This window comes from Legionella sp. PATHC035, assembly GCF_026191115.1.
Lineage (GTDB): Bacteria > Pseudomonadota > Gammaproteobacteria > Legionellales > Legionellaceae > Legionella.
This window is the reverse complement of the sequence record NZ_JAPHOT010000001.1, coordinates 1,302,582-1,325,728: the sequence shown is the minus strand read 5'-3', so window position 1 is coordinate 1,325,728 and position 23,147 is coordinate 1,302,582. Positions and strand designations below refer to the sequence as shown.

Below are 23,147 nucleotides of genomic sequence, written 5' to 3'. Positions count from 1 at the left end.
AAAAAAATGCACCCGGTTGTAGCTCAAGTTACTGATCGCATTCGTGAACGCAGTGCCCATAGCAGAGATTCATATCTGAAGCATATTGAAAAATCCCGTATTAAAGGGCCTCAGCGCAGTATACTGCATTGTGGCAATTTAGCGCATGGTTTTGCTGCCTGTGTGAAGCAGGATAAAGCCAACCTGAGCGGTATGACCAAAGCCAATATTGCTATTGTTTCTGCTTATAACGACATGCTTTCTGCACATCAACCTTACCTCAATTACCCCTCTTTAATAAAAGAGGCTATTTCTGAAGCAGGAGGTGTCGCACAATTTGCAGGGGGCGTTCCTGCAATGTGTGATGGGATAACCCAAGGCCAGACAGGAATGGAGTTAAGTTTATTAAGTCGGGATGTGATCGCCATGTCCGCAGCTGTAGGGCTTTCACATAATATGTTTGATGGCGCACTCATGCTGGGTATTTGCGACAAAATTGTGCCTGGTTTATTAATGGCCGCATTGAGTTTTGGCCATTTACCATTCATTTTTATTCCGGCAGGTCCTATGCCTTCAGGAATATCAAATGAGGAAAAAGCACGTATCCGTCAATTGTATGCGGAAGGAAAGACAGATAAAAAAGCACTGCTTGAGGCAGAAGCTGCCTCGTATCACTCTGCAGGTACATGTACTTTTTATGGCACTGCGAATTCCAACCAACTGATTATCGAAACGATGGGGTTGCAACTTCCTGGTTCATCATTTATCAATCCGAATACTCCATTGCGCGATGCGTTAACTCGGTATGCAGCGCAACAGATTCTTTCTTTAACCGATTTGGATGAGCACTATCTGCCCATAGGCAAGATCTTCGATGTCAAAAATATTGTTAATGGGATAGTGGCTTTGTTGGCATCTGGTGGTTCAACCAACCATACGATACATTTAATTGCTATAGCGAATATGGCCGGTTACTCGATCAATTGGGATGATTTTGCTCAATTATCGGCGGTTACTCCCCTAATTGCGAAAATTTATCCTAATGGATATGCAGACATTAATCATTTTCAAAGAGCTGGTGGTATGGCCTATTTTATTCATACCCTATTGGAAGCTGAGCTATTACATGAAGATGTTGATACGGTGATGGGGCATGGTTTGCAACGATATACGACACAGCCAATATTGGACAATGAACAATTACTCTGGGTTTCTGGGCCAACTAGTTCGAGTGATGAGCGTGTATTAATTTCCGCTAAAACTCCTTTCAAGCCCCAAGGAGGAGTACAAGTATTAAGTGGCAATATAGGACGGGCTGTAATAAAAACCTCCGGACTCGCTCCAGGAAAAAGTAAGATAGAGGCTCCTGCCGTAGTTTGTTCCAGTCAGGAAGAGTTTGGGGAGATGTTTCAAAAAGGGATGTTAAATCAGGATTGTGTGGTTGTACTTCGCTTTCAAGGACCTAAAGCCTGTGGAATGCCAGAATTGCATCAATTAACGCCTAAGCTCGGTGTGCTTATGGATAAAGGATATCAAGTTGCTTTAGTCACTGACGGGCGTATGTCGGGTGCTTCAGGTAAAGTTCCCGCTGCAATTCATGTTACGCCAGAAGCGCTCGATAATGAGGTGCTTTCTCGAGTTGAAACGGGGGATATGATTTTAATTGATGCAGACCAAGGTATCTTACAATTATTAGTTTCTGAGCAGGTCTTAGGACAAAGAACCAAAGCAGTTTTGCATGAAACAGCATTCCACTTTGGCACAGGCCGAGAATTATTTACCAGCCTAAGGTCACAATTTACGGGAGCTGAACAGGGCGCTTGCAGTTTGTTTCAGGGAAAAGAGTCTTGTTATGAGCGTTGATGATTCAAAGTCTTATGCGATTGTTGCCGATATTGGTGGAACTTTTGCACGTTTTAGCCGTGTCAATTTAGAAAACTTGGTCATGGATAAAATTGAAATTTATTCATGCGCTGCGTTCCCCAGTCTTGAAGCGGTATTATTGGCTTATAAAGAACAGCATCAATTGGAAGAAATTAATCAAGTTGCTCTTGCTATTGCTTGTCCGGTAGTTGACGATGTGCTCTGTATGACCAATACACATTGGACTTTTTCAATCAGCGAATTAAAACACCGGTTAAATCTGACAGAACTGAAGGTTTTGAATGATTTTAATGCGATTGCAATGAGCCTGCCAGTTTTATCGGATCAGCAAATCATACAGATTGGAAGAGGCAGTGCAAATCCCAATGGAGCAAGGGCGGTATTGGGCCCTGGAACAGGACTGGGAGTCGCTTTCCTTGTTCCTGGTCGAGAGGGATATTGGGCTCATGCGGGAGAAGGTGGACACATCAGCTGGGGAGCCAAAACGGAACAGGAGTGGTTTATTTATTGTCATCTGAAAAAAAAATACGATCATGTCTCTTATGAGCGATTATTGTCAGGTCAGGGTCTGGAAAATTTATATCAAGCATTGACGGCATTGCACCAAAAAGAGAAACCTCCTATTCCTGCATCTGAGATTATTACTTTGGCTTTAACACAACAATGTACTATTGCAGAAGCAGCTGTCGCACAGTTTTTCGCGATTCTCGGTGCTTATGCGGGGGACTTAGCACTAATTGTTGCCGCTTTTGGTGGTATTTATATTGCTGGTGGTATTGTGCCACGTTTAATTTCCCTGTTGTCTGGCAGTGATTTCAGAGCGCGTTTTGAAGAAAAGGGGCGTTTTAGTGAGTTTAATGCGAAAATTCCGACCTTTGTAATTACTGCCGAGCAGCCAGGTATTTTAGGCGCTGCAGTTTATTTAAAACAATCGTTGGCTCGATAGAATAAAATGTTTCTTAAATTAAAGATTTTCCCTTCTCTCAATAAGGGGGGAGGTGTCCGTGAGGACGATGAGGGGGGGGGATTGTGGTACCCTCACCCCAGCCGCTAACACAGGTGGAGAGGGGGGGTTTTATTACCTTAATGGTGAGTGACAATGAGAGTAACCGGAATGATCCCGAGTTACCCTGTTATTTTATCAAGGCTATCTGACTGCAAGGAGAGGGTTCATGTCGTTTCCAAATTGGATGGTGCAACCGGAAATTGTATTCTGTGCATCACCTGTAATCCCAGTTGTTGTAATTAAAGAAATAGAACATGCGGTGCCTTTGGCCACAGCGTTATTTTCTGGCGGTATTCAGGTTCTTGAGGTGACACTAAGAACACCGATCGCCTTGGATGCGATTAAGCTACTCACCGAAACTTTCCCAGATGCTTTAATTGGCGCCGGTACTGTAACCACCCCAGAACAATTAGAACAAGTAGCGAATTTAGGTGCAAAATTTGCACTAAGTCCTGGAAAAACCCAAGAACTATTAGCTGCTGGATGTCATTCTACTATCCCTTTAATTCCTGGTATATCCAGTGTTTCCGAATTGATGGAAGGCCTTATTATGGGATATACGCATTTTAAATTTTTCCCTGCGACAGCTGCTGGAGGAGTCAATATGTTGCGTGCGATGCAAGGTCCATTTCCACAAGCAAAATTTTGCCCAACTGGCGGCATCAATGAAGTAAATTTTGTGGACTTCTTAGCGCTATCCAATGTTTCTTGTGTTGGAGGCTCTTGGTTAGTACCCGAAGAAGCAATTAAAAAAGGCAACTGGTTATTAATTACTGAGTTAGCCTTTGCTGCCCGTCAAAGTGTTATAGGATGGGATTAGCTATTTTGAAGAACGTTCTTTTTAGAGTTTGTTTGCAAGCCGTTTCTCCCAAGGGCCGTGAGGAAGCTCCGTCCTGTAGTACCGTATTATGATAGGAGAGCCCTCGCTGCGCTTGGGATGATGGAATTGGAAACATACCCTAGCCGAATTTTCGAATTATCAATTCAAGGAGTGAAACATGACATGGGTTGTCGCAATTATCGGTTCGGTCGCAGGTTTTTTGTTCGGTTACGATGAGGGAATCATCGCCGGCTCTTTAGAGTTAGTCAAAAATCATTTTGAATTAAATGCAACGCATATTGGCATAATGGCCTCGGCTTTACCCTTTGGTGCTTTATTTGGCTCTATGCTGATTGGTGCAATTACTGCATCAAAAGGAGTAAAACGTTTTGGGCGCCGTACGTTATTAGCTTTTGCAGGCATGTTGTTCTTTTTAGGGGCATTAGGAGCTGGATTCGCTGACTCCATTACCGTGCTCATTATCTCTCGACTGGTGCTTGGTTTGGCCATTGGAATGGCCTCGGTAATGGCACCCTTGTATCTGGCTGAAACTGCAACCTATGAAACAAGGGGGGCAGTAGTTGCTATTTATCAATTAGCAATGACCGTGGGAATTGTTTGTTCTTATTCAGTCAATTACCTGCTGTTGGAAAACCATGATTGGCGCGCTATGTTTGCTTCAAGTGCTTTTCCCGCTCTGGTTTTAAGTATTGGCATTTTACTCATGCCCGAATCTCCAAGATGGCTATGTAGTGTTGGGCGACGTGATGCAGCATCTAAGGCCTTAAAAAAATTACGTAACAGTCATTCTATCGAGCACGAGTTAACTGATATTGAAATAACCTTAGCTAATGAACCGAAAAAAGGAAGTTGGTTGCTTTTATTTCAAAATCCTCTATTACCTGTTTTGATGCTGGGTTCCATGTTGTTTTGTTTGCAACAATTAAGTGGTATCAATGTGGTGATCTATTTTGCACCTGAAATTTTTAAAAATTTAGGCATGAACAGCACTACGGGACAAATATTGGCGACCATAGGGATTGGTCTGGTTAATTTATTGGTGACCATTATTGCGATGCTCAGTGTCGATAGAATCGGTCGACGTAAACTTCTGTTGTTTGGTTTTTCCGGCATGTTCCTCAGTCTGCTGGCTTTATGTGTATTTTCTTTAAATCAAGTTGCCTGGCTTTCTTATTTGTCCGTTGCGTGTCTCATTCTTTATATTTTTTCTTTTGCAGTGAGTGTAGGGCCAATACCTCATATTGCGATGGCTGAAATATTTCCCTTGCACGTACGAGGTGCTGGCATGGGGTTCTCTGCCATGAGCAACTGGACTTTTAATACAGTTGTCATTTTTAGTTTCCCGATTTTGGAAAAAATGATGGGTATTGAATATACCTTTGCTTTATATGCGGTGATTTGTCTTTTGGGGCTTATCTATACCTACTTTTATATGCCTGAGACAAAAAATATGAGCTTGGAACAAATTGAGAATTACATTATTTCAGGTAAGCCATTACGTTTATTAGGTCGTAAAGAGTTAGTTTCTACCGAAGATGTTGGTAAAAAAGAGCCCTCTTATTTAGCTTCTACCTAACCCTGGTGAGGTCGGATGCAGACGTGCAGCCCAGATTAGAGGACGTCGTAATCCGGGTAAGCTACATCCCCGTATTAGGCTGCGCTAATACGGGCTACCTAGAAATAGCTATATTAAGAAGTTATTTTAATTTTGCTTGTGAGTTTATCTCTTAACTCTATAGCACGTAAAACGGCCACATAGCTCCAGGTTAGCGAAGGAGCTCCTTGTTGGATTCCCGTATTTAAGTTAATTTGTTCACTTAATTTCATGTTGGGGGCATATTTTTTTATAAGTTTCAGGTAATTATCGCCAACCTGAATGTGTTTCGCTATTTGTGATTCATTTTTTTTATTTAAGGGCAAGCTATCGGCAAGCGTATAATAATATTCAGCCATAGTCGCTGTTAATATAAACCATGGATTTCCTATGCTATTCGTTTGATATCCATCGTAGGTATCACCTGGATAACGACCGAATAAAATTTCACCTGAATGATTTTTATTAATAGGAAACATTGAATCAAACTGCTCATATAATGCATGAACTGTGTTTTGTACATATATGCTACTCGGAGATAGAGCATCTCCTTCATGTGAGTTAAATAAAATGCCCAAAATTACAGATGAATCAAGTTCTAAAGTTTTTTGTGGTCCTGGGTGGGGTAAGAGCGTTGCTTGAATGGTTTTATGATCCCGATCTAAATGCTGCATCAGACGATCATTTATCATCTCCGCTTGCTGTTCATAGTAAACGGCCGCGTTATCATCTTTGAGACGGCGAGCAAGAACCGCTCCTTCGCGGAGGGCTTTTTGTTGTACCATAGCAGTAAAAAAATGATCTCCCAGTACTTCTTCCCAAAGATCAAAATTTGGGTCAGACCAGTGATGAGCGGTGTATTCCAAATCCATTTTAATGACGCCCATAGAATAGGGGTCCAAGCTATTATTATAAAGATTGGTTTTTACATATTCTATTTCATTATCATTTAACAGCTCCTCGGCAAAATGAATTAAAACGGAAGCTCTTAAAGCCGGTCCGTCATTTTGTGGTCTGCCCCAGGGGCCATCGAAAGGATAGCCATCAATATAAAACTTAGGTTCTCCCAATATATCGTGTCCTGGTAATGGATCATCCTGATGTTGAAGTCTTTGGGTCCAGGAAACATAGTTATATAAGCGCTCTTTATAACCAAAGGCATGTGAGGATTCATACCATGTTTCAATCAAATTCATAGCAATTGCTGAATCTCGAACCCAATCATAATAGTAGTTTGGATTTTGTTTTGAGGGGGCGGCGATTATTGCTCCATTAGATTGAATATTTGCAAAAAAATTCTGCCTCAGCTTTTGAATATCCTCTGTACTAAATACCGAACTTATTGCTTGAGAAACAAAAAAAATTAATAAAAAAAAGATCCTTTTCAACATAATCTCCTATAAAAAATGAACGATTTCATAGTACCTTAAAATAACTGTGCAGAGTATAGGGTGATTCAAGAAGATATAGGGCAGGGGAATAAGGCGGAATCCGAGGAATTTTATTTTTCGGCTTCCGCTGTGTTGCAGAACATTAGTTCATCATAGGGGGAAAACATCATTTTTTAATCACTCACTGTTCCTGGATTACTCATTTGTTGTCAGAACAGTGTACACGTTCTCTTATTGACTTCATCGACACTGAGTTGGTTATTTCGCTCAATAACATAACTGTTTTCATCCAGAAAATTTTGTAAACGCCAATTCGCAGCTGGAACTCGATCGTGTTTTAGATGTATGGAGCGTGCTGCTTGAAGTGCTGCAATGGTTGCATCTTCATGGGAATCACCTTTCCAGCCTAAAATTCCTCCAAAATAGAGTCCATATTTTTTTTGCATCGTATGGAGTTTTTGCTGTGCTATAAAATAATTTTTATCCATAAAAGGGTGTTTATAGTGTTCTGTTTTAAGAATATTATTGGGCATTGGTTGTCCAGCTAATACCCATGTTTTTTTCACTGGAGTCGCTCCATTTTTTGCTTTCCAGTCTTTTTGCGCTGTATTGGCTGCTAAGTCTCCTTCAACGCGTGTATGAACTACAGTTCCGCGCGGAGGGGCGTAAAGAGGATCTAGATGAAAAGCAAGCGTTGTATCGTAATACCGAACCTTTTTAAGCGCTTTTTTAAGGTCTTGCAGGTCTTGAGCATCTATATCAGGTAGTATCGCCGCTGTTGCGTAAGCGGGGGTAGAAATGACCACATCATCAAATAACATGGGCTCGCCTTGCTCGGTCTTCATTAGCGTGCCATCACGAAGCATGGCTTGATATTTAATCCCTTTTGAATCAGTAATAGCAATTAGTTTTGCAACCTCTGTGTTGAGACGCATGTCTAGATTGTTACATTGGGTTTTCATGGCCTCCATATAGCTACTCAGACCACTTGGTGCGTCATACCAGTCTTTACTCAAGGCTAAATAGTTCATTGCATAAAATGCGCAAAATTTCTTGGCTTCGGAGATAGGAATACCCCAAGCTGCTCCTACTATGGGATACAGTATTCGATTACTAAACTCATCAATCTCCTCTTCTTTAAAACCCATGTTTTTTTTCTTAAATCCTTCCATAAACTCTTCAAGGGTTTGAACCTCATGAATATCATCAGGCTCCCTCTCATGCTCTGCCCGCAGAATTTCCCATTCCAATTTCAATAGATCAGAAAATTTATTTAATAGAGTGCCAAAATCAATGCGTATCTCTTTTTGTGATTCATCATCCGTGGAAAAACAACTAAAAAAACCAGAAAAGGAATGCTTATTTCTCTCTGCAGAGTGGTACACAGGAGGTAAAACGAGGTGATCCTCTTTGCCATGCTCAATACTGACTTTATGCAAATCCGCATTAAGCTCAAAGCGTTTTAGCTTAACACCTAAGATAGAAAATAATTGATGAACATTAGGATAACTCTCTGGTGCACCTATGAACTCAGCGCCACCCTCTGCGATTCCATGGTCACCAAAATCGAGACTGTTAATATGACCGCCATAACGTTCACTTTTTTCTGCTAAAGTGACGTTAAACCCCATAACATTTTCTAACATATAAGCTGTTGTTAGCCCTGTTCCACCACCAATAACTAGAATATTTGGCATTTTCTATATCCTTATGTCTTTTTTAGGGGGTATTTTAAGAACAATAATGGCGTGATTTAATAAAGAAAAAAAGAGTTCTTGCAAACAATTTTCTGGTTTATCGTCGGTTTTTTTGTTGGTTTGATTTTGCTTCCTTCCCAAATGGGCGTCATAATCAATAATGCGCTCTATAAATCGATAGGAATAATACATGATAAAACTCTATCAATTTCCCTCTGCGTGGTCGCTTCCTAATCCCAGCCCATTTTGCATGAAATTAGAAACTTATTTGCGAATGGCAAAACTTCCTTTTGAAACGGTATCGGTTATTGATCCGCGAAGAGCGCCAAAGAAGAAGTTACCAGTCATTAGTGATGATGGAAGAAAAATAGCCGATAGTGGTTTTATTATCGATTATTTGCAACAAAAATATGGTGATCCTTTGGATGGTCATTTAACTGCGGCTCAAAAAGCAGAAGCATTGGCAGTAAGGCGGATGCTTGAAGAACATTTATATTGGGTGATTGTTTATTCGCGCTGGCTTGATGATCGGTATTGGCCAACCACAAAAGAGGCCTTTTTTGGTCATCTGAAACAGCCACTTTATTACTTTGTTCCTAAATTAATTCAAAGAAAAATTCGCCAGGATCTTTATCGACAGGGATTAGGTCGACATACCACTACAGAAGTTTATCAATTAGGTATCGCTGATCTGCACGCTTTGAGCATTCCATTGGCAGACAGTGAGTTTTTTATGGGAAATGAGCCTACGAGTATTGATGCTTGTGTTTACGCATTTCTCAAAAGTATCATTCAGCCGCCTATCCATTCTCCATTACAAGAGTATGCTCAATCACATCCCTGTTTTCTAAGTTATTGTGAACGCATGACCCAAATGTTTTATTCTGAGCGCTAACCAAGACAGGAGGGGGGCGAGTGTTAAATCAATTTGAATTGTCTTTTCGCAGGTATTTTTATTCATTTCGAGATCACAAGATGTTCCTAAATTGAGAATCTGATTGTATGTTGGTCATTGTGATTATGGCTTTGATCCAGGAAAGGTCGGTATTCATACTTGGAATGACAATTAATTCTTGACCTCCTAGTGCTTTCCATTGTTCTTGGAGACGAATTCCTATTTCTTCAAGAGTTTCTAAACAGTCAGCAACAAATGAGGGACAACAAATAATTAACTTTTTGATTCCTTTTGCGATCAATTCAGCAAGAACTTCATCGGTATAAGGTTTTACCCAGGGTGTTTTACCCAGTCTTGATTGAAAAGCAGTACTGTGGTTACCTGCAGACAAACCCAGTTCATTGGCCAATAAACGGCTCGTTTCATAGCATTGGGCTCTGTAACATCTGTGGATATCGTCCGTTAAGGCAGGGCAAGATTGGGTACAAATTGATTTACAACTGCTTTTAGTGATTTGTCGCTCGGGGATCCCATGATAGCTAAAGAGAACATGGGTTTGATCCTGAAGAAAAGGTTTAATAACTTGAGCTTGTGCTTTCAGGTACGCTGGATGTTGAAAAAAATCACTGATAATGCTGATTGATGGGATGAGATCCCAGGTGCCGATGATGCCTAGGGCTTCCTCTATAGATGATCCATTAGCTGCTGATGAGTATTGTGGGTATAAGGGCAAAATAGTGATCGACTCACAAGATCTTAACTGCTCCAAAGCGCTTTCAATCGATGGGTTTCCGTAGCGCATACCAAGAACCACTCTATTTTCTGGTCCCACTTCTTTTTGTATTTGGTCTACTAAATTCTGGCTATGGAATAGTAACGGAGAACCTTGCTCAGTCCATATGGATCGATAGGCATGAGCAGAACGCTTTGTTCGGAACGGTAAAATGAACGCATATACCAATACATAGCGAAGTAAAGCAGGCAGATCAATAACCCGTTTGTCGGTAAGAAATTCGCGTAAATAACTCCTGACAGACGAGATTTCTGGACTGTTAGGGGTGCCAAGATTGATAAGTAACAAACCACGCTTCATGAGTAATTCATTGACCTTGAATAGAATGAGGCCATGATACAGGAAGACGGTTTGTAATTCAGTATTTTGCTCAAATTTAATCTTTTTGGCTTATGGACGCAGCACCACTATGATACTGCGCTAACTGAATCAAGCCATTTCAGCATCAGCATTCTCATTGAGCACAATCACATTAGCTGCGTGTAGGCCTTTTTCACCGGTTTCTACATCGTAGTTGACTACTTGTCCTGGAACTAATGTTTTGTACCCTGTGCCATGAATTGACGAGAAATGAACAAAAATATCATCCCCACCATTTTCTGGAATAATAAAACCCCAACCTTTGGCATTATTAAACCATTTCACTTCACCCTTAGCCATATTTCCTCCTTTTCTAGAGTCTTTTGCTGAGACTCTACTGGTTCCCAATTGCCCTGACTTTTTCTGTAAATTGAGCAATCGCATTCATCCATAAATGACAATTGAACCTATTTTTCTAATAGGTTGTTTTAACATAACGTAAAACAGACTCACTACTCAATAGTATTTTTTATAAAAAAAAAAATTATTCTTAATAATTCCTTAAGTTGTTTATGCTAACTTATTAGTATGGGTGTAATAGCAGGAGTTTAGATGAGTCAATTCAGTACTTCTAAAATGTTAGGGAAACTGGCTGCTGGACAAAACAAACCCCGGTTTGAAGAAAGTCTGCAGGATGAAAAAATTGGAGAAGAAATTGCTACACCTCAATTAACGCCCTCTGCAAAACCATCTGAGGAATTGGAAATGAAAAAAGTCCTGAATAATATACTAGGGCCCTCATTTTCAAAAGGCTATTCCCCAATGGATAAAAAATGATTTATTTTGTGACAGTTATCCGTATAAAAAAAGCAATCATCCGTAACTGCAAAACCCTCTCCTAACCAGAGAGGTTTTTTTTGACCATTAAAATCAGAAATATTCACCCGAGAACATTCATTTAAAGCACGAGTTGTTGTAAAAATGTAATTAATATTCGACGACAGAGATGCCAAAGCTTTTATTTAGGTATATACTTTTTTTAACAGCTTTATTTTTTTATCTGAGGTAAAAATATGGCAGGGTTCGCTGAAACAGCACATTGGAGAGATTCTGCTCGTAGCGCTCGGTTTTTTATAGTTGATGCTCGAGCTGCTTTTCCTATATTTTTATTTCTAATGCACATTAGAATATGGACAGGCATACTGGTTTTAATCTCAGCCGTTTTTTTTGGGATCATTGAGCATTATGGTTTTACCGTGCCGGTTTTTTTAAGGTGGATAAGAAGTACTTTAGCGGGATCACTTAAGTCTTCAAAACCATGGTGGCGATGATATATGGAGAGAGATATTAGCAAAAGCATGTCAGTTATTGCTGCAAGTTTAAACGCAAAATTCTATCTTAATGATAGATTTGTAAGTTATGAGGAGGTTTTTGCCGATACAGGTTTGTTACCTGCGATTGCGAAACGAGCAGATCAATTGTGTTCCCTATGCCTTGGATATGGATTAGGGGCTACATTTGATGAAGCAGAAGGTGCTTTGCTTGGACTTAGGGTTGTTTTTGATGAGGTAACACCAAATGTGTTACGTTTATTGTGTATGACTGACGTGCTAAATGAGTTGATTCAAGGCGGACCAAGTCGTGACTATACCCCTTTAGACGAGTTAATGTACGACTAGGTGTGTTTTATTAAAATATATTGTAAATAAATCGTAAGCTTTGATGATTTTGGATGCATTTATAATGGATTTTGATAAACTAGGTAATTAAAGATTTTTATGTATTAGGGGTAATGTTATGGGATTTTTTAAGCATGAAAGTGGTGATGGTGAGCTGAAGACCCAGATTGACAATTTAAAAGAGCCTATAAACAAAATGGCTGCAGTAATGGCTGGAAGCGGTCGCGACATAACCCCTCTTCAAGAGGGAACTAAGATACTGGATATTGTAGCTCAAGTCATAACCAATGGGCCTGATGCTTTGCCAAAAGAGGCTTTGAACAATCAAGAAATGCAACAACAAACCCCAGGCGCTAAGGAACAACTTCAAGCACTCAAGCAGCGCTCTGAAGAGAGTACTCAAGAGGAACAGGCTGCTGAAGTACGTGGCCTTGGTATCGGTTCGTGAAGTTGAGTTCAGAACCATCAAGTAAAATAAATAATTTAGTGTCTGTCCACAAAGGATTTCATCACCCTTTGTGGACTTTATCTTGTTTATATAATCGAAATTACTGTTATACTCCATAATACTGCATTGATTTTTCTTTTAAACAAACATCTGGTTTTATGACAAACGAAAAGTTCACTAAAGAGCATAATGATGCGATTCTGAAAGCATTGGATTATGCGATTCAAAATGGGCCCTGGGATAAGTCTAATTTTCTCCGGTCGATTGGTAATCGTTTAATTGGAGTTCGTGATAATTTTGCCAAAAAAATCAATGCGCGCAGTCAAGCACAAATTCAATCCGATACTAATCTAGCCAATCGACTTGCTCTGAGAGGTAATCAGCAAGAAGTGTTCGTTTCTTTATATACTTCCGATGGTTCTAATCTTCAATCTTGGGAAAGAATAATTTTTAATTTGCCACGTCAAATGATTTCTCGTCCCATCTACGAAAAGGAAGACCAGGTAAAGGCTCTAATTAAATCCAAAGAGAACAAACAGAATGAGGCATATGTAGGTATCTATATCAATAAGACGGATATCATTCCTCTTGTTCCAGATAAAATTTTATATGACAGGCTAGGAAGCCCTTTATTAACATTAAAAGATAAATCTTTAGACTTAGAGAATATTACGCGCTTTGTTCATATCAGCGGTAGTTATAAGTATTCACGAGGTCGCTTGACTAAAGAATCGTGAGATTTAATATGTCTCTCTGCGGTTATCTAAAGAACCGATATGCTTATGAATCGCTCGCAAAATTATCCTGGAGCGGTATATACTTATAAAGAAATAAACTATGAAGTAATCACTAATGGCACAACAACCGCAACAACAAGGTCAAGATAGTGGCATGGGTCCAATATGGGTCATGGTACTCGTGTTTATTACAGTGTTTTTTATTTGGAAAATGGGACATCAGTATATCGTGATGGTTGTTTTTCAAATTAATATTTGGCAAGCAAAACTCGTTAACCTCTTTGTTCATAATGATCAGTTAGCAAGCTTAATTCAGATCATGCAAACCATAGATCCCAATGCGGTTAACTGGGAGCAACTGGTAGAAACGACACGAGCTGTTGGCGATTTCATGCGCTACCCAGTAGTTCTTGTCCTCCTTGTTTTAGCTGTGTTTCTGTATCAATCAAACATCACATTAAAATTCCGCAAAATTTACGATATGAAAAAATTACGGGAGCAGGAGCAATTTAACTGGCCCGCAATTATGCCTATAGTCAAAGAAGATTTAGTCGCTCAAGATATAAACAAAGGTCCTTGGGCTATGGCTTTGACTCCAATGGAGTTTGCACGTAAATACAATCTATTAAAAAAAGAAGATGTTTTGTTAGATAATCCAGTACCTGGTCAGGAGATGACAGCAGGAATAAGAAGAGGCGATGCAAAACGAGTTTTTACTTTGCAATTAGGCCCTTATTGGGATGGATTTGAGCATTGCTCGCCACAAGCTTATGCATTAGCTGCTGTTTTTATTGCACGTATCAATCGGGATAGAGATGCTGCAAACAACATCTTAGCCGTGTTGGATAGAACTTATGTTGCAGGTAAGCCCGATTACTCTGTGGCCAGACCGACAATAGAAAAATATAAAAATACAGAAATTATCCAGGAAGTTGTTTCAAAACATGCCTATACTTTAACTGTAATGGCATCATTACTTGAGAAGTCTCGGGATGATGGGGTTGTTCCGAGTTCTGAGTTTTTATGGTTAAGACCGGTTGATAGGCGTTTATGGTATATGCTCAATTGTGTTGGTAGACAAACTCCCTTTACCGAGGTTGCAGGCCCCTTCTCTCATTGGAAAGCGGAGAAGGAAATGGGTCGTCGTTCTTTAGTGCCCATGGTTGATGAAGCGATTAAAGCCTTGGAAATTGCCATAAAAGAAGTTAAGTTAACCCCTAGACAAATGCAGGAGTTAGAGCCATGATGCGCGGTATTGAATCACGTCATGAGTTAGATCCCACCCTCCTACTTAGGGACACCCGGACTTTTGGCCAACGGGTTGGGGATTTCTTTTCAGATCCTACGAATATTTCGATTGTTCTGTTTACTTTGTCAGCTATGGCGTATTATTTCTCGGAAGCAGCAACCTTACTCATGCTCGTAGGTGCTGCCTGCTTTCTTTACAGCTATACACGAAAACAAAAACTGCCTTTCCGTCTCCCTCAAATTTCTCGAGTCAAAGATTATAATGATATGAAGCCGGGTGTGAATAAACCCAACATAGCCCGTGGGATCGCGTTTTTTGGTAACGATCGTAAGACGGGCCATGAATTATGGTTTGCTAATGATGACATGCGTACTCACGCGTTAATTTTCGGCTCCACCGGTAGCGGTAAAACAGAATGTTTGGTCTCACTGGCTTTCAATGCTTTAGTACAAGGTAGTGGTTTCATTTATGTCGACGGAAAAGGCGATAACTCACTCTATGCTAAAGTTTTTTCCATGGTCCGCAGCATGGGGCGCGAGGACGATTTACTGCTGATTAACTTCATGACTGGTGCACGAGATATTATCGGTCCACAAGAAAAAAGACTGTCGAATACGTTTAACCCTTTCTCCCAAGGGTCTTCCAGCATGTTAACCCAACTGGTTGTCAGTTTGATGGGCGACTCAAAAGGAGGCGGAGATGGGGATATGTGGAAAGGCCGTGCGATTGCCTTCGTTGAAGCTTTAATGCGCCTTTTGGTTTATATGCGTGATGAGGGTGCGATACTTTTGGATGCTGATACCATCCGTAACTACTTTGATTTAACCCGATTAGAAACCATAGTCGTTGATAAAATTTTCCCCAGAGATAATCAGGAAAGTGTTAATATCGAACAAATTCCAAAATTAGTTACCGACCCATTACGTAACTACCTGGGTACTTTGCCAGGTTATAATAAAGAGAAAAAAGGCAAGCAAGTATCACAGGTCTTGGAGCAACATGGTTTTATTACCATGCAGTTGGTCAGAGCGTTCTCCTCTTTGGCCGATACTTATGGACATATTGTGCGTACCAATCTCGCAGAGGTCGATTTCAAGGACGTGGTATTGAATCGAAGAATTCTCGTTGTACTTTTGCCCGCTTTGGAAAAATCTCCGGACGAGTTATCCAACTTAGGGAAGATTATTGTTTCTTCGTTAAAAGCGATGATGGCTGCAGGTTTGGGAGAAGACGTTGAAGGGGATTATCGAGACGTAATCTTGAGAAAACCAACTAATGCGCCGACTCCTTATATGTGTATCCTTGATGAGTATGGATATTATGCCGTTCAAGGGTTTGCAGTGGTGCCTGCACAGGCTCGTTCTTTGGGATTCTCTGCAATTTTTGCAGGACAAGATTTACCCGCATTCCAAAAGGCATCCAAAGAAGAGGCTGCATCTATCGGTGCAAACACGAACATTAAAATCTGTATGAAATTGGAAGACCCAACGGAAACCTGGGATTTCTTTACTAAAACAGCTGGCGAAGCTTATGTAACCAAAGTGGATTCATTTCAAGCCAAAGACACCAGCATTGCAAATACTTATATGGATAGTAAAAGTTCTTCGTTTGAAAAGCGGGCTCGTGTTGATCTATTGGATTTAAAAGAGCAAACAGAAGGTGAGGCACATATATTCTTCAAGTCAAAAATTGTCCGTGCTCGAATGTTTTATGCGAATCCTAAACCTGTTAAGCAATTAAAATTAAATCAATTTTTAAAGGTAGAAGCTCCTCCAGACGATTATTTAATGAGATTACAAAAGCAATTAATCTCATTCCAAGCCATCTTAGACAGTGGCGATTTGTCGATAAATAAGACCGTGGAAAATGAGGAAATTACCCTAATTACCAAGTTATTACGCGAATCACCTATCGAAGAGCCCATTGAGAGAGGAGTCTCGGCTTTAATTGCGTTTCATGGTCATAATGAACCAGAACCCGTTGAAGATCTGATCGAGGAGGAAGTCGAAGGTGCATTGACAATATTCAGTGCTTTACGAGAAAATCCTGGTGCCCCACCAATCTTAGTCAGTGATAAGGCTACATTCTCTGAGCCTTTACTGCCTATTAATGAAACACGTAATCAAATGATGAATATTGAACGCCTGTCTGGTGCGAAGGATAAATATGCGGGTACGGTTGCGAATGAACTGATTAAGGACTTCCAATTGGCAACAAGCTATCCTCCGGAAGAACGAGATGTTATTGCTCCAGATGATTTGACTGACCTAGTAAGAACTTTATCAGCGAAAATTGCTACTGAACGTGATAATGCAAATAAAAAAGCTGAAGAATAGCGAGAGCTAGTGTAGCTAAGGTAGGGCACATGGTGATCCATTACTGAAAAATTGATCCCGTGGGTTCCTGCCTGATGTTTTTCACGGTAAATTATTGGGCACTGTTCTATCTTTTATACTTAAACTTTATTGATTAGACCCCGTTGAACTGTTATAGGTTCAAATCCCCATCTCTTTGCGTATCCCTACTCGTTCTGCACGCCCTCTCTATTTATCACACGACAGAAAGGTTTCGAATGAAGTCAATTGTCTTTTCCATTGTTGCAAAAAAATAATTCGGAGCGCCGTGTTTTTACTCAAGTAAGTGTAAAAAAATAAATAAATTTTTAAAAAAATAGCTATTTTATCGAATTCATTGTAACGTAATGATTTGTATGTTTTTCTTTGAAGATTGAACAGACAAAAGGACTACAGTCAGAATCATTTTAAAATAAATATTTTAAACTATGAGGATAGTGAGTGAGATCGGTGCGTATTAATCTAATTCGGGCTGTGGGTTTAATTGCCTTGTTAATGTTAAATGCCTGCAAGGGTGACTATTGGGCGTTAGAAAAAGATGAACCCAAATACCCATGTAAGGTTCTTGGTGCCTGTGATGCCACCATTATGAAGCTCGCTAAAAAATTAAATAAGAAGGGAGTAAAAGTAATTACAATAGGCCAGGATTATATGATCAGTATTCCAGCCAGTTACTTATTTGAACCAGAAACACCGCGTCTGAAATGGAAGTCTTATCCTTTGTTGAATGAAATTGTTGTGTTCCTGAAGCAATTTCGCAAGATTGCAATTAATATAGCCAGTTACAGCAACAAGTATGTATCGCCACAAAGAGAGCATGCATTAACTTTAGCCAGATCGAGAGTTATTAGTGATTACCTGTGGTCCCAGGGAGTAGATAGTCGTTTTATCTTTACACAGGGATTAGGTAGTGATAAGCCTATTATTTCATTCACTCAAGGCGGTGATAATTCAGTTAACGCCAGGGTAGAAATTACTTTCAGGCGAGCTGTGGCGTAGGGGAAATAATGAGTCGTGAAACATGGGATTTGATAAAAAGAAGTAAGAATTTCTACGTTAACTCCTATAGACGCGGGTTAATTGCTTTGATTATTTCTCTGATATTGAATTGCATTTTTTGCGTTTTAATTGCTTACATCCATTTAACAGAGCCTGAACGAGATTATTACGCAACGAGTGGTGTAGCACCTCCCATTCAATTGCAGCCTCTTTTGGCTCCAAATTATTCATCGAACGCGTTACTTCCTCCTGATCCGCCTGCGGAGAATGAGGATAAACTGATACCACAATAAGCAATAAATAGAGGATATTATGGCTGAAGATTCCTTGACAGTTGTCGCACTGAGAAACAAATTTTATAAAGACAGCCAACGTAAGGTAATGCTTGCGTTGTTAATTGCTCTCATTATCAATATTGTTTTAGCTGCGCTATTAGTGTACATGATTACACATCCGCCAGCCCCTAAATATTTTGCAACCAGCATTAATGGTCGCATTACACCGCTATTCCCCTTAAATGAACCGAACCAATCGGATTCTGCTGTATTGCAATGGGCGAATCAGGCTGCTATTGCCGCATTTACTTACAATTTTGTTAACTATCGCGACGAATTACAGGCTTCGTCTGGATTCTTTACTCCCGAAGGCTGGGACCAATTTTTAAGCGCTTTACAACAATCAAACAACCTGGATGCAGTTAAGGCCAAAAAATTGATTGTTTCAGCAGTGGCAACACGAGCTCCTATTATTTTGCAAAAGGGCGTGTTGAATGGAAACTTTTCATGGCGAGTACAAATGCCTATATTAGTAACCTATCAGAGTGCCAGTGAGTTTACTCAACAAAATAATGTGGTTACTATGTTAATTACTCGTGTTTCTACTTTAAATTCGCCTAGAGGAATAGGTATATCGCAATTTGTTGTTGGACCTGCCACAGGTGGAGTGTCTTAATGAAAAAGCTGAACTGGTTTTTAAAGTTTTGTTTGTTGTATGGCATTGTCTATTCGGTGCCTGATCCTACGTACGCGCAGGATCAGTCAACCGATAGTGCTCAGCAAGCCTTACAGCAGTTACGTATATTGCAACAGCGCTTATCACAAAATCAGCCAGCAGCACAAAATCAACCACCAGGACAAATTCCTCCTGCCGGCCCAGCTCAAGCAGGAAACAATGCCACTCCGGCACAAAATCCGCCCGCAGCACAACAAGGGCCAAATATTCCTATTCCTCTTGCTGGGAATATTTATAGTGCACCGCAACGACCTGAAAGTCCTGCTGCAAATGCAGCGAATCCTAATGCGCCGCAGATCGTTAGCCAAAGCGATGAAGAAGTCATTGAGAATAAGGCCTTTAAAGATATGACAAGGACCCTCTATCCAATGAATACGGAGCAAGTTGTTCATTTAAAACAATTAAGTGAAACCATGGAGTATGCTAAGGCTTCGCCTGTAGGCACACCACCAAAACCTACAGCGACCTCTCAATTTGTGAATTTGTCTCCGGGATCAACTCCGCCTGTTATTCGTTTGGCACAAGGGTTTGTTTCTTCATTGGTTTTTCTGGATTCATCTGGGGCTCCATGGCCTATTGCCGCTTATGATTTGGGAGACCCTAATTCATTTAATATTCAATGGGATAAAACAAGCAACACGATAATGATTCAAGCATTGAAATTATACAATTATGGAAATTTGGCTGTGCGTCTGAGAGGTCTAAATACCCCCGTAATGCTCACACTAATACCAGGGCAAAAAGCGGTTGATTATCGGGTTGATCTGCGCGTTCAAGGATTGGGGCCGAATGCTAAAGCTATGCCACTAGAAACTGGGATTCCGCCTTCAGCCAGTGAATTACTTCTTCATGTTTTAGATGGTGTGCCCCCTCCTGGAAGTAAACGACTGGGTATTACTGGCGGAGATGCGCGTGCTTGGTTAGTTAATGACAGAATGTACGTTAGAACAAATCTTACGATATTGTCACCGGGCTGGTTGGCAAGTATGACCAGCGCAGATGGGACGCATGCTTATGAAATGCACAAATCTCCGGTGTTATTGGTTTCCTGGCATGGGAAGGTCATGCAGCTCAAGGTAGAAGGGTTATAAATGGCTGGCAGAAAAGAAAATATTAAATCACTTTTTTCAAACACTCGTACCCGAGTTATTATCATTTTTACAGTAGCATTATTAGTAATAGCTGTAGTAATAGGGTATATCAAATTAAGATCAATAGGTACCGGACCTTCGGCAGAAGCGACACTTGGACATGCTCCCGGAGCCATACAGTCTATTCCTGGTGTTCTTAACCCAACAGCTCAATATGCCAAATTGCAGGAAGAGCAAAATATTAATCAAGCACAAAAAGCAGCGCAAACTGGGGGGAGTGCTATTCCCACAATTATCCGAACTCAAGCCCTGGGGGAGGGGGTTGGAGTGATCGGCTCTCAAGGTGGGCAAAGTGGTGTAGGATTTGCGACACTCGCACGTGAAAATGAAGAAGGTGCTCAAAAAACTCTTTGGCTGCAAACATTACAAAACGGTGGTTGTTCAAAAACTGTTGTCCAACAAGTTGTAGGCCAAGGAGCTCAGTTAGCTGATCTGAAGGAAGCATGCAACTGTGCTCAGTTAAGAGACAACGGTTATTCTTTAAAAGAGTTAAGCCCGGTATGCCCCTGTAAAGAATTAAAAGCAGCTGGATATAATGCACGACAACTAAAAGATGCGGGATATACAGCTTCTAGGTTAAGGGATTGTGGCTTTAATGCCTGTGAATTACGTAATGCGGGTTTTACTGCCCAAGAACTTAAAGATGCAGGTTTTTCTGATGATGAATTGAAGGGCGCTGGATATACCCCAGAGGAGATAGCGAGAGCCAGCGGTTTGCCGGCAGGAATAACCGCCGCAGATGTATTAAAAGCGGGATGTAATGTCGAAGCATTGACTAAGTTACGTAAAGCAGGAGTCACCGCTTCAGCAATTCGAAGAATTAGCGGTTGTTCTGCAGAACAACTAAAAGCGGCCGGATTTTCTGCTAAAGAACTACGCGATGCAGGATTTAGCGCCGCTGATTTAAAACGAGCCGGTTTTACTCCAGAGGAATTAAAAGCGGCAGGATTTAGTGCAAGGGATCTACTAAATGCCGGGTTTACACCCGAGGATCTTGCCAAAGCAGGCTATTCTGCGGCCGATATAAAAGCCGCCCAGGCTGAACTTCCGCCAGGTATCACTCCGGATGATGTAAAAAAGGCGGGCTGTGATGTTGACGCGTTAAAGAGGGAAAGAGCAGCAGGAGTTAGCGCAACTCTGATTAAAAAATATGCTGGATGTAGTGCACAAGCATTAAAAGCTGCTGGTTTTACTGATGCAGAGCTTGCCAATGCCGGTTTCACTCCAGCGCAAATTAGCGCGGCAACCCCTTTGACGGATGACCAAATCAAGGCAGCGGGCTGTAATCCCGATAATCTGAAAAAACTTTTTGCAGCAGGTGTTTCTGCCAAACGAATCAAAGAATTGAATGGGTGTAGCGCTGAGGCATTAAAAAATGCGGGTTATGATGCTAAATCATTACTTGATGCAGGATTTACTCCCGCACAGCTTCTTGCTGCAGGATTTACCCCCAAGGATTTGCAAAATGCAGGCTTGACTCCAGCAGATGTTATTGCAAATGGACGTGTCGCTGATTGCAGTGTTGAATCATTGAAGAAAGCGAGAGCTGCAGGGGTTAGTGCTTTGACTATCAAGAGAACACTAGGGTGTTCTGCAAAGGCTTTAAAAGATGCTGGTTATACAGCAAAAGAGCTTAAGGACGCGGGTTTTACAGCCGCTGAATTAAAAGCAGCGGGCTTTAGCGCTAAGGATTTAAAAGACGCCGGGTTTACTGCTAAAGAATTAAAAGATGCGGGTTTTAGTGCTAAAGATTTAAAAGATGCGGGTTTTAGTGCTAAAGATTTAAAAGATGCGGGTTTTAGCGCTAAAGACCTAAAAGATGCGGGCTTTAGTGCTAAGGAATTAAAAGATGCAGGCTTTAGTGCTAAAGATCTAAAAGATGCGGGTTTTAGTGCTAAAGACCTAAAAGATGCAGGCTTTAGTGCCAAGGAATTAAAAGATGCGGGTTTTAGTGCTAAAGACCTAAAAGATGCAGGTTTTAATGCCAAGGAATTAAAAGATGCGGGTTTTAGTGCTAAAGATTTAAAGGATGCTGGATTTACGGCAGCTGAAATGAAAGCAGCAGGTTTTAGTGCCAAAGATTTGGCTGATGCTGGCTATAATGCCGCTGATTTAAAAAATGCTGGTTTCAGTCCTGCTGAATTACAAAACTTGGCCGTTGCTCCCGAAGGGGCCCAGGTCGCAGGTTTGGGGGCTCCGAATTTGCAACCCGGTGCATTTAACATTGGAGGAGTACCAACTCTTGGACAAGGGCCAGCAGGAGCTGCCGTAATGCCAGGCTCTGCTGCCAGCAACCAACAATTGCAGGCGATTATAAACAGACAAAATCAGCAACAAGCAGAACAAAAATATCAGCAAAAAATTCAACAAAAAAGTTCTGACATGTTAGCGGCTGCAAATCAATTAATTGCTGAATGGAAAAATGTGCCAACACAGAATTATACTGCTGGCGATGCAGAAAAAGAGCCCGCTGCAGCAGCTGTAGCAGCAGCGTCTGGGGTTGCTCCTGGTGGAGCCACAGTGACTGAAACCACCAATACATCGGTGACTCAAGTCAATATGATTAAAACAGGAGATGTGCTTTTCGCTGTGATCGATACTTCAGTGAATAGTGATGAGCCAGGCCCTATTCTTGCGAGCATTGTTTCAGGAAGACTTAAGGGAGCCAAATTAATTGGTAGCTTTAATTTACCTTCAAACGCAAACAAAATGGTTATTACATTTAATACCATGTCTATTCCAGGTGCACCTAAAACAATTCCAATTTCTGCATATGCAATTGATCCGAATACGGCAAGAACCGCTCTTGCCAGTAGAACCAATCATCATTACTTGTTGCGATACGGCTCATTATTTGCTTCTTCCTTTTTAGAGGGCTTTGGTAATGCATTCCAGTCTGCCAATACAACAGTCACCATTGGTGGAACAGGTGGCGGCAATAACGTAACCGTAGCTAATGGTGTTGGCCGTTCTACTCTGGAAAATGCTGTAATTGGTCTAGCAACTGTTGGTAAGACTTGGGGGCAGCAAGCACAAGTGTTATTTAATACACCTACAACTGTTGAGGTCTATTCTGGAACCCCAGTAGGCGTTTTATTTACTCAGGATGTGAAATCTTTTTAATTTGATGGCAGGTAAA

General features: G+C 40.9%; 22 protein-coding genes. 17 read left to right on the top strand and 5 right to left on the bottom strand.

The features are described from left to right. The first annotated feature begins 6 nt into the window (after nucleotides 1-6). The 4 genes from edd to OQJ13_RS05940 all read left to right on the top strand — a co-directional run bounded on the left by edd (nucleotide 7) and on the right by OQJ13_RS05940 (nucleotide 5,286). Entirely contained in the window at nucleotides 7-1,842 is a 1,836-nt protein-coding gene (gene edd / locus OQJ13_RS05955; protein WP_265709876.1) for a phosphogluconate dehydratase, read from the top strand. After that, nucleotides 1,832-2,809: a glucokinase gene (gene glk / locus OQJ13_RS05950; RefSeq protein ID WP_265709875.1), complete on the top strand. Its 978-nt coding sequence runs from the start codon at nucleotides 1,832-1,834 to the stop codon at nucleotides 2,807-2,809. Before edd ends, glk begins: the two co-directional genes overlap by 11 nt. Before the next feature lie 226 nt (nucleotides 2,810-3,035). Beyond that, the gene (locus tag OQJ13_RS05945) at nucleotides 3,036-3,689 is read left to right on the top strand and encodes a bifunctional 4-hydroxy-2-oxoglutarate aldolase/2-dehydro-3-deoxy-phosphogluconate aldolase (protein WP_265709873.1); all 654 of its coding nucleotides are present in this window, start codon (nucleotides 3,036-3,038) and stop codon (nucleotides 3,687-3,689) included. A gap of 178 nt (nucleotides 3,690-3,867) precedes the next feature. Further along, entirely contained in the window at nucleotides 3,868-5,286 is a 1,419-nt protein-coding gene (locus OQJ13_RS05940; protein ID WP_265709872.1) for a sugar porter family MFS transporter, read from the top strand. Nucleotides 5,287-5,399: 113 nt separating this feature from the next. On the opposite strand, the gene OQJ13_RS05935 is transcribed toward OQJ13_RS05940, so the two are convergent. The 3 genes from OQJ13_RS05935 to OQJ13_RS05925 form a co-directional block, all read right to left on the bottom strand. After that, complete coding sequence (locus OQJ13_RS05935) at nucleotides 5,400-6,695, bottom strand: glycoside hydrolase family 15 protein (RefSeq protein ID WP_265709871.1); 1,296 nt, start codon at nucleotides 6,693-6,695, stop codon at nucleotides 5,400-5,402. Between the two features lie 209 nt (nucleotides 6,696-6,904). Further along, complete coding sequence (locus tag OQJ13_RS05930) at nucleotides 6,905-8,392, bottom strand: FAD-dependent oxidoreductase (RefSeq protein WP_265709869.1); 1,488 nt, start codon at nucleotides 8,390-8,392, stop codon at nucleotides 6,905-6,907. A 3-nt stretch (nucleotides 8,393-8,395) separates the two neighbouring features. Continuing rightward, nucleotides 8,396-8,584 (bottom strand): hypothetical protein, encoded by a 189-nt coding sequence (locus tag OQJ13_RS05925; protein WP_265709868.1) that lies wholly within the window; start codon nucleotides 8,582-8,584, stop codon nucleotides 8,396-8,398. Here OQJ13_RS05925 and OQJ13_RS05920 point away from each other — a divergent pair. Beyond that, nucleotides 8,583-9,287, top strand: coding sequence for a glutathione S-transferase family protein (locus OQJ13_RS05920; protein WP_265709867.1), 705 nt, complete (start codon nucleotides 8,583-8,585; stop codon nucleotides 9,285-9,287). The genes OQJ13_RS05925 and OQJ13_RS05920 overlap by 2 nt on opposite strands. 73 nt (nucleotides 9,288-9,360) lie before the next feature. On the opposite strand, the gene hemH is transcribed toward OQJ13_RS05920, so the two are convergent. Together hemH and OQJ13_RS05910 are read right to left on the bottom strand one after the other, a co-directional pair. Next, entirely contained in the window at nucleotides 9,361-10,380 is a 1,020-nt protein-coding gene (gene hemH, locus OQJ13_RS05915; RefSeq protein ID WP_265709865.1) for a ferrochelatase, read from the bottom strand. Nucleotides 10,381-10,509: 129 nt separating this feature from the next. After that, nucleotides 10,510-10,740, bottom strand: coding sequence for a cold-shock protein (locus OQJ13_RS05910; protein WP_028380916.1), 231 nt, complete (start codon nucleotides 10,738-10,740; stop codon nucleotides 10,510-10,512). A gap of 252 nt (nucleotides 10,741-10,992) precedes the next feature. Here OQJ13_RS05910 and OQJ13_RS05905 point away from each other — a divergent pair, with 252 nt between their 5' ends. The 12 genes from OQJ13_RS05905 to dotG all read left to right on the top strand — a co-directional run bounded on the left by OQJ13_RS05905 (nucleotide 10,993) and on the right by dotG (nucleotide 23,131). Next, nucleotides 10,993-11,217, top strand: a complete 225-nt coding sequence (locus tag OQJ13_RS05905) for a hypothetical protein (protein ID WP_265709863.1) — start codon at nucleotides 10,993-10,995, stop codon at nucleotides 11,215-11,217. Nucleotides 11,218-11,453: 236 nt separating this feature from the next. Next, a complete protein-coding gene (gene icmT / locus OQJ13_RS05900; protein ID WP_081776875.1) occupies nucleotides 11,454-11,711 on the top strand; it encodes an IcmT/TraK family protein in 258 nt (85 codons plus the stop codon). 3 nt (nucleotides 11,712-11,714) lie between these two features. After that, a complete protein-coding gene (locus tag OQJ13_RS05895) occupies nucleotides 11,715-12,059 on the top strand; it encodes a type IV secretion IcmS family protein (protein ID WP_028380919.1) in 345 nt (114 codons plus the stop codon). 118 nt (nucleotides 12,060-12,177) lie between these two features. Further along, nucleotides 12,178-12,507: a hypothetical protein gene (locus tag OQJ13_RS05890; RefSeq protein ID WP_265709862.1), complete on the top strand. Its 330-nt coding sequence runs from the start codon at nucleotides 12,178-12,180 to the stop codon at nucleotides 12,505-12,507. 158 nt (nucleotides 12,508-12,665) lie between these two features. Beyond that, nucleotides 12,666-13,244: a Dot/Icm secretion system protein IcmQ gene (gene icmQ, locus OQJ13_RS05885; RefSeq protein WP_265709860.1), complete on the top strand. Its 579-nt coding sequence runs from the start codon at nucleotides 12,666-12,668 to the stop codon at nucleotides 13,242-13,244. A 115-nt stretch (nucleotides 13,245-13,359) separates the two neighbouring features. Further along, nucleotides 13,360-14,490: a type IVB secretion system coupling complex protein DotM/IcmP gene (icmP, locus tag OQJ13_RS05880; RefSeq protein WP_265709859.1), complete on the top strand. Its 1,131-nt coding sequence runs from the start codon at nucleotides 13,360-13,362 to the stop codon at nucleotides 14,488-14,490. Further along, a complete protein-coding gene (locus OQJ13_RS05875) occupies nucleotides 14,487-16,829 on the top strand; it encodes a TraM recognition domain-containing protein (RefSeq protein ID WP_265709857.1) in 2,343 nt (780 codons plus the stop codon). The genes icmP and OQJ13_RS05875 overlap by 4 nt, the downstream gene beginning before the upstream one ends. 459 nt (nucleotides 16,830-17,288) lie before the next feature. After that, nucleotides 17,289-17,846 (top strand): type IVB secretion system protein IcmN/DotK, encoded by a 558-nt coding sequence (gene icmN / locus OQJ13_RS05870; RefSeq protein ID WP_265709855.1) that lies wholly within the window; start codon nucleotides 17,289-17,291, stop codon nucleotides 17,844-17,846. An 8-nt stretch (nucleotides 17,847-17,854) separates the two neighbouring features. After that, on the top strand, nucleotides 17,855-18,139 hold the full coding sequence (gene icmM / locus OQJ13_RS05865; RefSeq protein ID WP_265709854.1) for a type IVB secretion system protein IcmM/DotJ: 285 nt from the start codon (nucleotides 17,855-17,857) through the stop codon (nucleotides 18,137-18,139). Nucleotides 18,140-18,158: 19 nt separating this feature from the next. Beyond that, nucleotides 18,159-18,797 carry a type IVB secretion system apparatus protein IcmL/DotI gene (locus OQJ13_RS05860; protein ID WP_058387385.1) on the top strand — a complete coding sequence of 213 codons (639 nt, stop codon included), beginning with the start codon at nucleotides 18,159-18,161 and terminating at the stop codon, nucleotides 18,795-18,797. Continuing rightward, entirely contained in the window at nucleotides 18,797-19,948 is a 1,152-nt protein-coding gene (locus OQJ13_RS05855; protein ID WP_265709851.1) for a DotH/IcmK family type IV secretion protein, read from the top strand. Before OQJ13_RS05860 ends, OQJ13_RS05855 begins: the two co-directional genes overlap by 1 nt. Next, nucleotides 19,949-23,131 carry a type IVB secretion system protein DotG/IcmE gene (dotG, locus tag OQJ13_RS05850; protein WP_265709849.1) on the top strand — a complete coding sequence of 1,061 codons (3,183 nt, stop codon included), beginning with the start codon at nucleotides 19,949-19,951 and terminating at the stop codon, nucleotides 23,129-23,131. Nucleotides 23,132-23,147: the final 16 nt, after the last annotated feature.

Excerpts from the sequence above, each read along its gene's own strand:
- edd (WP_265709876.1), top strand. The coding sequence starts at position 7 with ATGCACCCGGTTGTAGCTCAAGTTACTGATCGCATTCGTGAACGCAGT.
- glk (WP_265709875.1), top strand. The coding sequence starts at position 1,832 with ATGAGCGTTGATGATTCAAAGTCTTATGCGATTGTTGCCGATATTGGT.
- OQJ13_RS05945 (WP_265709873.1), top strand. The coding sequence starts at position 3,036 with ATGTCGTTTCCAAATTGGATGGTGCAACCGGAAATTGTATTCTGTGCA.
- OQJ13_RS05940 (WP_265709872.1), top strand. The coding sequence starts at position 3,868 with ATGACATGGGTTGTCGCAATTATCGGTTCGGTCGCAGGTTTTTTGTTC.
- OQJ13_RS05935 (WP_265709871.1), bottom strand. The coding sequence starts at position 6,695 with ATGTTGAAAAGGATCTTTTTTTTATTAATTTTTTTTGTTTCTCAAGCA.
- OQJ13_RS05930 (WP_265709869.1), bottom strand. The coding sequence starts at position 8,392 with ATGCCAAATATTCTAGTTATTGGTGGTGGAACAGGGCTAACAACAGCT.
- OQJ13_RS05920 (WP_265709867.1), top strand. The coding sequence starts at position 8,583 with ATGATAAAACTCTATCAATTTCCCTCTGCGTGGTCGCTTCCTAATCCC.
- OQJ13_RS05925 (WP_265709868.1), bottom strand. The coding sequence starts at position 8,584 with ATGTATTATTCCTATCGATTTATAGAGCGCATTATTGATTATGACGCC.
- hemH (WP_265709865.1), bottom strand. The coding sequence starts at position 10,380 with ATGAAGCGTGGTTTGTTACTTATCAATCTTGGCACCCCTAACAGTCCA.
- OQJ13_RS05910 (WP_028380916.1), bottom strand. The coding sequence starts at position 10,740 with ATGGCTAAGGGTGAAGTGAAATGGTTTAATAATGCCAAAGGTTGGGGT.
- OQJ13_RS05905 (WP_265709863.1), top strand. The coding sequence starts at position 10,993 with ATGAGTCAATTCAGTACTTCTAAAATGTTAGGGAAACTGGCTGCTGGA.
- icmT (WP_081776875.1), top strand. The coding sequence starts at position 11,454 with ATGGCAGGGTTCGCTGAAACAGCACATTGGAGAGATTCTGCTCGTAGC.
- OQJ13_RS05895 (WP_028380919.1), top strand. The coding sequence starts at position 11,715 with ATGGAGAGAGATATTAGCAAAAGCATGTCAGTTATTGCTGCAAGTTTA.
- OQJ13_RS05890 (WP_265709862.1), top strand. The coding sequence starts at position 12,178 with ATGGGATTTTTTAAGCATGAAAGTGGTGATGGTGAGCTGAAGACCCAG.
- icmQ (WP_265709860.1), top strand. The coding sequence starts at position 12,666 with ATGACAAACGAAAAGTTCACTAAAGAGCATAATGATGCGATTCTGAAA.
- icmP (WP_265709859.1), top strand. The coding sequence starts at position 13,360 with ATGGCACAACAACCGCAACAACAAGGTCAAGATAGTGGCATGGGTCCA.
- OQJ13_RS05875 (WP_265709857.1), top strand. The coding sequence starts at position 14,487 with ATGATGCGCGGTATTGAATCACGTCATGAGTTAGATCCCACCCTCCTA.
- icmM (WP_265709854.1), top strand. The coding sequence starts at position 17,855 with ATGAGTCGTGAAACATGGGATTTGATAAAAAGAAGTAAGAATTTCTAC.
- OQJ13_RS05860 (WP_058387385.1), top strand. The coding sequence starts at position 18,159 with ATGGCTGAAGATTCCTTGACAGTTGTCGCACTGAGAAACAAATTTTAT.
- OQJ13_RS05855 (WP_265709851.1), top strand. The coding sequence starts at position 18,797 with ATGAAAAAGCTGAACTGGTTTTTAAAGTTTTGTTTGTTGTATGGCATT.
- dotG (WP_265709849.1), top strand. The coding sequence starts at position 19,949 with ATGGCTGGCAGAAAAGAAAATATTAAATCACTTTTTTCAAACACTCGT.